Annotated in this window: 7 protein-coding genes; 2 read left to right on the forward strand and 5 right to left on the reverse strand. The window is 60.4% G+C overall.

From position 1 onward, the window contains the following. Window positions 1-224 precede the first annotated feature (224 nt). Window positions 225-851: a glutathione S-transferase family protein gene (locus VEJ16_05330; protein ID HYB09073.1), complete on the forward strand. Its 627-nt coding sequence runs from the start codon at window positions 225-227 to the stop codon at window positions 849-851. Between the two features lie 204 nt (window positions 852-1,055). Then, window positions 1,056-2,033 carry a S1C family serine protease gene (locus VEJ16_05335; GenBank protein HYB09074.1) on the forward strand — a complete coding sequence of 326 codons (978 nt, stop codon included), beginning with the start codon at window positions 1,056-1,058 and terminating at the stop codon, window positions 2,031-2,033. Between the two features lie 48 nt (window positions 2,034-2,081). Here the strand turns inward: VEJ16_05335 and VEJ16_05340 are convergent, their stop codons facing one another. The 5 genes from VEJ16_05340 to VEJ16_05360 form a co-directional block, all read right to left on the reverse strand. After that, entirely contained in the window at window positions 2,082-3,296 is a 1,215-nt protein-coding gene (locus VEJ16_05340; GenBank protein HYB09075.1) for a beta-ketoacyl-[acyl-carrier-protein] synthase family protein, read from the reverse strand. Window positions 3,297-3,350: 54 nt separating this feature from the next. Then, window positions 3,351-3,632: a phosphopantetheine-binding protein gene (locus VEJ16_05345; GenBank protein HYB09076.1), complete on the reverse strand. Its 282-nt coding sequence runs from the start codon at window positions 3,630-3,632 to the stop codon at window positions 3,351-3,353. Window positions 3,633-3,681: 49 nt separating this feature from the next. Next, window positions 3,682-4,764 (reverse strand): UDP-3-O-(3-hydroxymyristoyl)glucosamine N-acyltransferase, encoded by a 1,083-nt coding sequence (gene lpxD / locus VEJ16_05350; GenBank protein HYB09077.1) that lies wholly within the window; start codon window positions 4,762-4,764, stop codon window positions 3,682-3,684. A gap of 259 nt (window positions 4,765-5,023) precedes the next feature. After that, on the reverse strand, window positions 5,024-6,328 hold the full coding sequence (locus tag VEJ16_05355) for a DUF2478 domain-containing protein (protein HYB09078.1): 1,305 nt from the start codon (window positions 6,326-6,328) through the stop codon (window positions 5,024-5,026). A gap of 14 nt (window positions 6,329-6,342) precedes the next feature. Further along, window positions 6,343-6,519 carry a DUF3553 domain-containing protein gene (locus tag VEJ16_05360; protein HYB09079.1) on the reverse strand — a complete coding sequence of 59 codons (177 nt, stop codon included), beginning with the start codon at window positions 6,517-6,519 and terminating at the stop codon, window positions 6,343-6,345. Window positions 6,520-6,716 lie beyond the last annotated feature (197 nt).

The raw sequence follows: 6,716 nt of genomic DNA on the forward strand, positions 1-6,716 counted from the left end.
CCATCACACTGCCGCGCGCGGGATCGCCCTTATGAACGATCATGACCGCAATGCCATTCGCGCTGCTGCGACGCACGCACGCCTGAATCCAAATTTCGGTCCTAAGCCGTGCTTCACTCATTGTGGCGCCCGAGTCAATCAAGTTCGCTTGATGTCGGCCGCGGTACTCACTATTGATGGTTACCGAGACGACAGGAATATAGTGGCGCTTGGAGAGTCCGGCTATGACCAAACTCACGATATGGGGACGCAAGACGTCTTCGAATGTTCAGAAGGTTCTATGGTGCTGCGACGAGCTTGGCATTCCATTCGATCGCATCGATATCGGCGGTCCCTTCGGCGGCAACGACGGCCCAAAATATAGGGCACTCAATCCGAACGGGCTCATCCCGACGGTCGAGGACGGCGACTTCGTCCTGTGGGAATCCAATACGATCATCCGTTACCTCTCCCGCAAATACGGCAAATATTCGCTCTATTCTCAGGATCCGAAAGAAGCCGCGCTGATTGAGCGTTGGATGGATTGGCACAATGGGCATGTTGGGCCAGCAATGACGCCAATTTTCTTCGGTTACATCCGCACACCACCGGAAAAGCGCGACATGGCAGAGATCGAAGCCGCGCGAAAACGCGCCTCCGCACAGTGGGAGATAGTCGACGGCCATCTCGCCAAAAACAAATATATGAGTGGCGACGGCTTTTCACTCGGGGATATTCCACTTGGAATTCAAGCGTATCGTTGGTTTGTCCTGCCGATCGAGCGTCCCGCATTGCGGCACCTTTCGGCATGGTATGCGCGACTCACGGAACGAAAGCCGTTCAAGACGCACGTGATGAATCCGCTCGCTTAGGACTCTACTCGGGCGGCATGCAATTGAGCGCGTTTGCATATACCGTGCGTTTGAGTTGATGGTCGCGTATCGTCAATCTTGGCCCTTGGACGCGAAATGCACGACGGCAAGCATTCCTGATATTACGGCAATTAGGGTTGCCAAACTCGCCGCCTTGTCGCGTAATGACCGACCGCGCTTGGGGCGGAACCGAGGAAGAGGAACGTGACGCCACAACGTGATTGGGAGTTGCCGGCCGAGGTTCGGCCGAAAGCCGGGCACACGAAATTCGATTTGGACCGGGCGCTCGGCTCGATCGTCCATTTGCGCACCGAGGTGCCGGAGGACGCGTTTACGGCATCGATTCTCGGCACGGAGCGAGACGGCAATGGTGTCGTCATTCGCGACGATGGACTGGTGCTCACGATCGGCTATTTGATTGCCGAGGCCGAGACGATCTGGCTTACCACAAGCGTCGGCACTGCGGTGCCGGGGCACGTGCTGGCTTACGACCACGTGACGGGCTTTGGCCTCGTGCAACCGCTCGGCCGCCTTGGCGTGCCGGCGCTGCAGCGCGGCAGCGCGCGGACCGCTCGCGTGGGTGACGAGGTGATCACTGCCGGCCACGGCGGGAACCGGCGCGCACTTTCCTCGCAAATTGTCGCGAAGCGCGAATTTGCGGGGTATTGGGAATATCTTCTCGACGAGGCAATTTTTACGGCACCCGCTCATCCCCATTGGGGCGGGGCAGCGCTTATCGACCGCGACGGACGGCTCCTCGGTATTGGCTCGCTCCTTGTGCAAGGAGTCGCCGAATCCGGTCAGCAAGTAGACTGCAACATGATCGTGCCGATCGACTATTTCGAGACCGTGTTCAACGACCTTCTGCGACTCGGCAAGGTCGACCGCTCGCCGAGACCGTGGCTCGGCATGTACACAACCGAGAGCGACGAGGGACCGACAGTGGTCAGTCTTGCGCGCGGCGGGCCCGCCTATCGCGCCGAACTTCGGCCTGGTGATCATGTCCTTGCGGTCGCCGATCAGCGAGTCAGCGGACTTGCCGATCTGTATCGCAAAATCTGGGCGCTTGGCCCGGCGGGTACGGCAATTCCGCTCACGCTCTCGCGCGAGGGCGACACTTTCAAAGTCAAAGTGGGCTCCGCCGACCGCGACGAGTTTCTGAAGAAGCCGCGCCTTCAATAGGACGCTCGAACATCTGGCCACTTCATTCGATGTCGGGAATGCGCGGATCTAGCTGCTGAAGCGCTTTACCGCCAGAACGGCATTGTGCCCGCCGAAGGCGAAGGAGTTGGAAATTGCCGCTCCGACTTTTGCGGCACGCGCGTCGTTCGGCACATAATCGAGATCGCATTGAGGGTCCGCCTCGGTGAAATTCGCAGTCGGCGGAACGAAATCCCCCCGCAAGCCAACGATTGTCGCCGCAAGTTCGATTGCGCCCGCCCCGCCCAGGGCATGGCCATGCATCGATTTTGTCGAGGACACCATGAGTTTCTTTGCGTGGGCGCCGAACGTCATGTGGATTGCCTTGGTCTCCGTCACGTCGTTGGCGGTGGTGCCTGTTCCATGGGCATTGACGTAGTTGACTTCCTCGGGATTGAGCCCGGCGTCGGCGAGGCACGCGCGCATCGCGCCCGCAGCACCTTCCGCCGATGGAAGCACGATATCGCCTGCATCCGAGGTCGAACCGAAGCCAGAGATTTCCGCATAGATCTTGGCCCCGCGCGCCTTGGCGCTGTCGAGGCGCTCGATCACCATGATCGCCGCACCTTCACCGAGTACCATACCTTTGCGGTCCTTGGAAAAGGGGCGGCATGTGTCAGGGGCCATGACTCTCAGGGCCTCCCAGCCCTTGAGCGTGCCGATGGTGACAGTCGCCTCGGTGCCTCCGGTCACGGCCATATCGACAGCACCGCTGCGGACCATGTGGAACGCTACACCGATCGCATGATTCGACGAGGAACAGGCGCTTGCAACGCTGAACGATGGACCGGTTATGCCATGTTCCATGGTGATGTGGCTCGTCGGCGCGTTGATCATAAGCTTCGGGATCGTGAAGGGATGCAGCCGCTTTTGGCCCTGCGCGTAAATTTTGAAGTAATTCTCGTCGAGGGTCGTTTGCCCCGCTGCACCCGAACCTATGATCGCAGCGGTACGATGGCCGGGTCCGCTCCGAAAATTGACGCCGCTGTCGGCAATCGCTTCGCGCGCCGCCATCAAGCCGAATTGGGCAAATCGATCGAGCAGCGCGAGCTTGGCTTCGGTAAAGTGACGCGCCGGCTCGAAATCCCGGATTTCAGCGCCCACCTTCACAATAAGTGCATCGGTTGAAACGACTGTCAGCGGCGCGATGCAGCTTCGGCCTGCTCGCAATGCCGCTTCGAATTCCGCCGTTGTCTTGCCCAGCGCCGAGAAAACGCCGAGGCCCGTCACCACGACTCTGTTCATGAGGGCGCGTCTAGGTACTGGTAGGAGTGCATCAAGAATTGCCGCCGCGGTCGATCACGCCGATTTGGCCGCAGCTTGTTCATTGACCAAGTTCTGAACCGCATCCACAACGTCGCCGATCGTATTGAATGACACGCCCGCCGCAACGCCGCTCGGGTCGTTAGCATTGTACGGCACGGTAATGTCGAACTTTTCTTCGATCGCGAAAATGATTTCGACGACGTCCAACGACTGGATGTCCAGTTCGGCCATCTTGGCGTCGCGATTGAGTTTGCCTCGATCGAGATTTGCCTGTTTCGCTATAATATCCAGCACGTCTTTCTCTACGTTCGCCATGTACGCATCCCCTAACTATTCGACGCCTCGTCCTTTTTGGCTGTCCTCGTCACCCACCCTTCTTGAGGTGATTGAGTTGCTCCTTCAGCTTGTCGACGTCGTGCACAAGCCGGCCAAGCCGCCTCACGTTGTAGAGCATTTCGAATGTCTCCTTCTTCGGCAGCGGCGGATAACCCATGAGAATTGATTTCGGCGGCACATTGTGGCCGATCAACGTCCCCCCGGCGATGACCGAATCGCTTCCTATGACGACGTGATCCGCCACGCCTGCCTGCCCGCCAAGCACTACCCGATCCTCGATCACCGAACTGCCCGCGATGCCGACCTGACCGCATAGCATACAATTCTCGCCGATGACACAGTTATGTCCGACCAAGACCAAGTCGTCGATCTTCGTATTGCGGCCCACCCGCGTGGCGCTGACCGTTCCGCGGTCGATGGCGGAGCAAGCGCCGACTTCTACGTCATCGCCCAGCATTACAGTGCCGATCGAATTGACCCGCACGATCTCACGGTTTGTCCCCTCGACGTTCCCTGTCGCCTTGGCGGACTCGACACTGCCAGGCTCCGGCGTGACGAAACTGAATCCGTCGGCCCCGATGCTCGCGTTATGGTGGATGATGACGCGGTTTCCGACAGCAACCCGCTCGCCGATGCGTACACCGGCGTGAAAAAGGCAGGAATGCCCGATAATCGCCTCAGCGCCCACAGTGACGTTCGCCATGAGTATCGTGCGGTCGCCGATCTTTGCATTGGCGCCTACGTAGCAGAATGGCCCGATCGACACGTCTTCGCCGAGCGTGGCGCCGGCGGCGACGACCGCCATTTTGTCCACCCCGCGAGCGAAATGGGGGGGCCGGTTGAAGATATCAAGCAAGCGAGACATGGCGTAGCGCGAGCGCCCGACGACAATGCATCCGTCGAGGCGGCCCGCTGGAACCTTTTGCTGATCGCGCACCACGGCGGCCCGGACGGGCGAGCCATCGAGAAGTGCGACTAGCGCTGGGTCCATGGCGAGCGCAAGGTCACGCGGTCCCTCCGCATCGGCGGGATGGACTGGTCGGTCGATCTCGATTGTGCCGTCGCCGAGGAGGCGCGCGTTGAGGGCGGTTGCAATCTCGCTCAACTTCATGGATGGGAGAAGCCCTTGATTTCGCCTCTTTGATTCATCGTCTGCAATCCTGGCGGCCGGGGCGCGGCATTAGCCCAAAAACGGCGCATGCATAGCATGGCCGCTCAGGAAAGGCGAGGCGGGCGGCACTCGGCAAGGGCCGTTTTGGATAATCCCCACCCTTGCGTTGGATTGACGCCGCTGCGAATGCCTTATCCGGCATCGTCACCCATGTGGCAGGACTCAACGCATTGAAATTACATTATATTCCGTCGGTCGGTTATTGCATGCCAAAATGCCCGGCTATGGTGGCACTCGCTGTGTCGCCCGCCTCACCGGCCGCGACAAGCGTGACGCGCCGGCCGCATGCCTTGAGGGCTTTGGTCGCACCCCCTTCGGCAACGATGCTGGCCGCGCGCCCGGCATCCTCGACGATAAAGCCCGAAAGCCACGTGACACCGTATGCATGAAGTCGCCCCGTTAACGGAGTGCCCGGGCCAACGAGGGCGACGCGGGCGTCGCGCCGAAGGTCCAAAAGATGAGGAAGCGTAAGGTTTCCGAGCGCCGAGGATGTGATTGCGATCGCATCGGCCTCCGGAAGGACCCAATCGGCAGCGTGAGCGGGAAGATCGCCCGGTCCGGGCACTCGCTCCAGCACGATTGCGGCCGGAATACGCGTGGAAAGTTCCGGGAACCGTCCGATGACGAACTTGCGTCCTGTCGTCTCGGCGAAGAGATCCAGACCGTTCGCGCTGGCGCCGACGAGATCGCGCCTATTGTAGTGAGCGTTGATAGCGGCGATGCCGATCCCTGCCTCGAACGGGTTCCAGGATGTCGCCAATTGTGCAAGCATGCGCAGACTTTGGCCTGCAAAGCGCCCGGGGTCCGCTAGCGGGCGGCAACCGGGTGCATCGCGTGCCGGGCTGTGGGCGAGGCCGCATCCGAGTGGCCCCTCGACGAGTGTCCAATTTATGCCAACGAGGACCCGTCGCGCCGGCTCGTCCGCAACACCTCGGGCAAGCTCCTCATAAAGTCGATATGGGCCCCACCAGCGCCACAGCGAGGCCATGTCGGGACGAACCATAACCGATTGGAGCCCCGCAAAACCATCCCAACCACCGAGAAACTCACCGCGCAGTGCAACGAGCAGGGGGACATTCGAGCCAAGAGCGGCGCGGAGCCCGCACATGAATCCCCCGCTGCCACTTTCGAGGGGGCCAAACTTGTCGACGACAATGAAATCCGCACCCTCCGCCACCGCCTGTCGAATGCGCGCGTCGCCTTCGGCCAATACCGCCGGATCGAGCACCCAACGCCCGATCGTAATGCCCTTCGTGTCGGGTCGCGACAAGGGCAATCGCGAGTCGTTTGCAATGTCAATAAGGTCAAGCCCGGACTTCTGCCCCGCATTGTTATAAAGCGTGTCGACGACGACCCCTCTCGTCCGCCAACCACGAGCGCGAAGCTCGCGTGCAAAGGCGAAGAGCACTTGGCTCTTGGGGCTGCCGGGGGCGTAGAGCACCACCCCGGGAACAGGCATAGGCACCCGTGCGCGCCATTGCGACGGCAGCGTCTCGGTCGCCATCCTTCAGCACCCCATCATCGGTCATCACCAATCGCCTCGAGCGAGACGCGTTCGCTGTTGATGAGTCGCTTTCCGGCATTCTCAAAATTTACCGTCACCCGGTTGCCAATCGCAGATTGCACCTGCCCGACACCCCATTCGGGCTCGAGCGGGTTTCGAACGAGCATGCCCGGCGTGAAACGCTCGTGCATTCGTTGTTCCTTTCGATATTCCTTCACCACATTCCGTACGATGCCGTATCGTTAGTCTACAGGACCGGCCGTGGCCTCATAAAGGGTTCGCGAGGCCGGCGTCACACGGCTCGAAAGTCGCACTTCGGGGAGAGCGGCAATGAGCGTAATGGTCGATTTGAGGATCATGGAACTCCTCTGCTCGCGTCTTTGTCACG

It is taken from the genome of Alphaproteobacteria bacterium, from assembly GCA_035625915.1.
Taxonomy (GTDB): domain Bacteria; phylum Pseudomonadota; class Alphaproteobacteria; order JACZXZ01; family JACZXZ01; genus DATDHA01.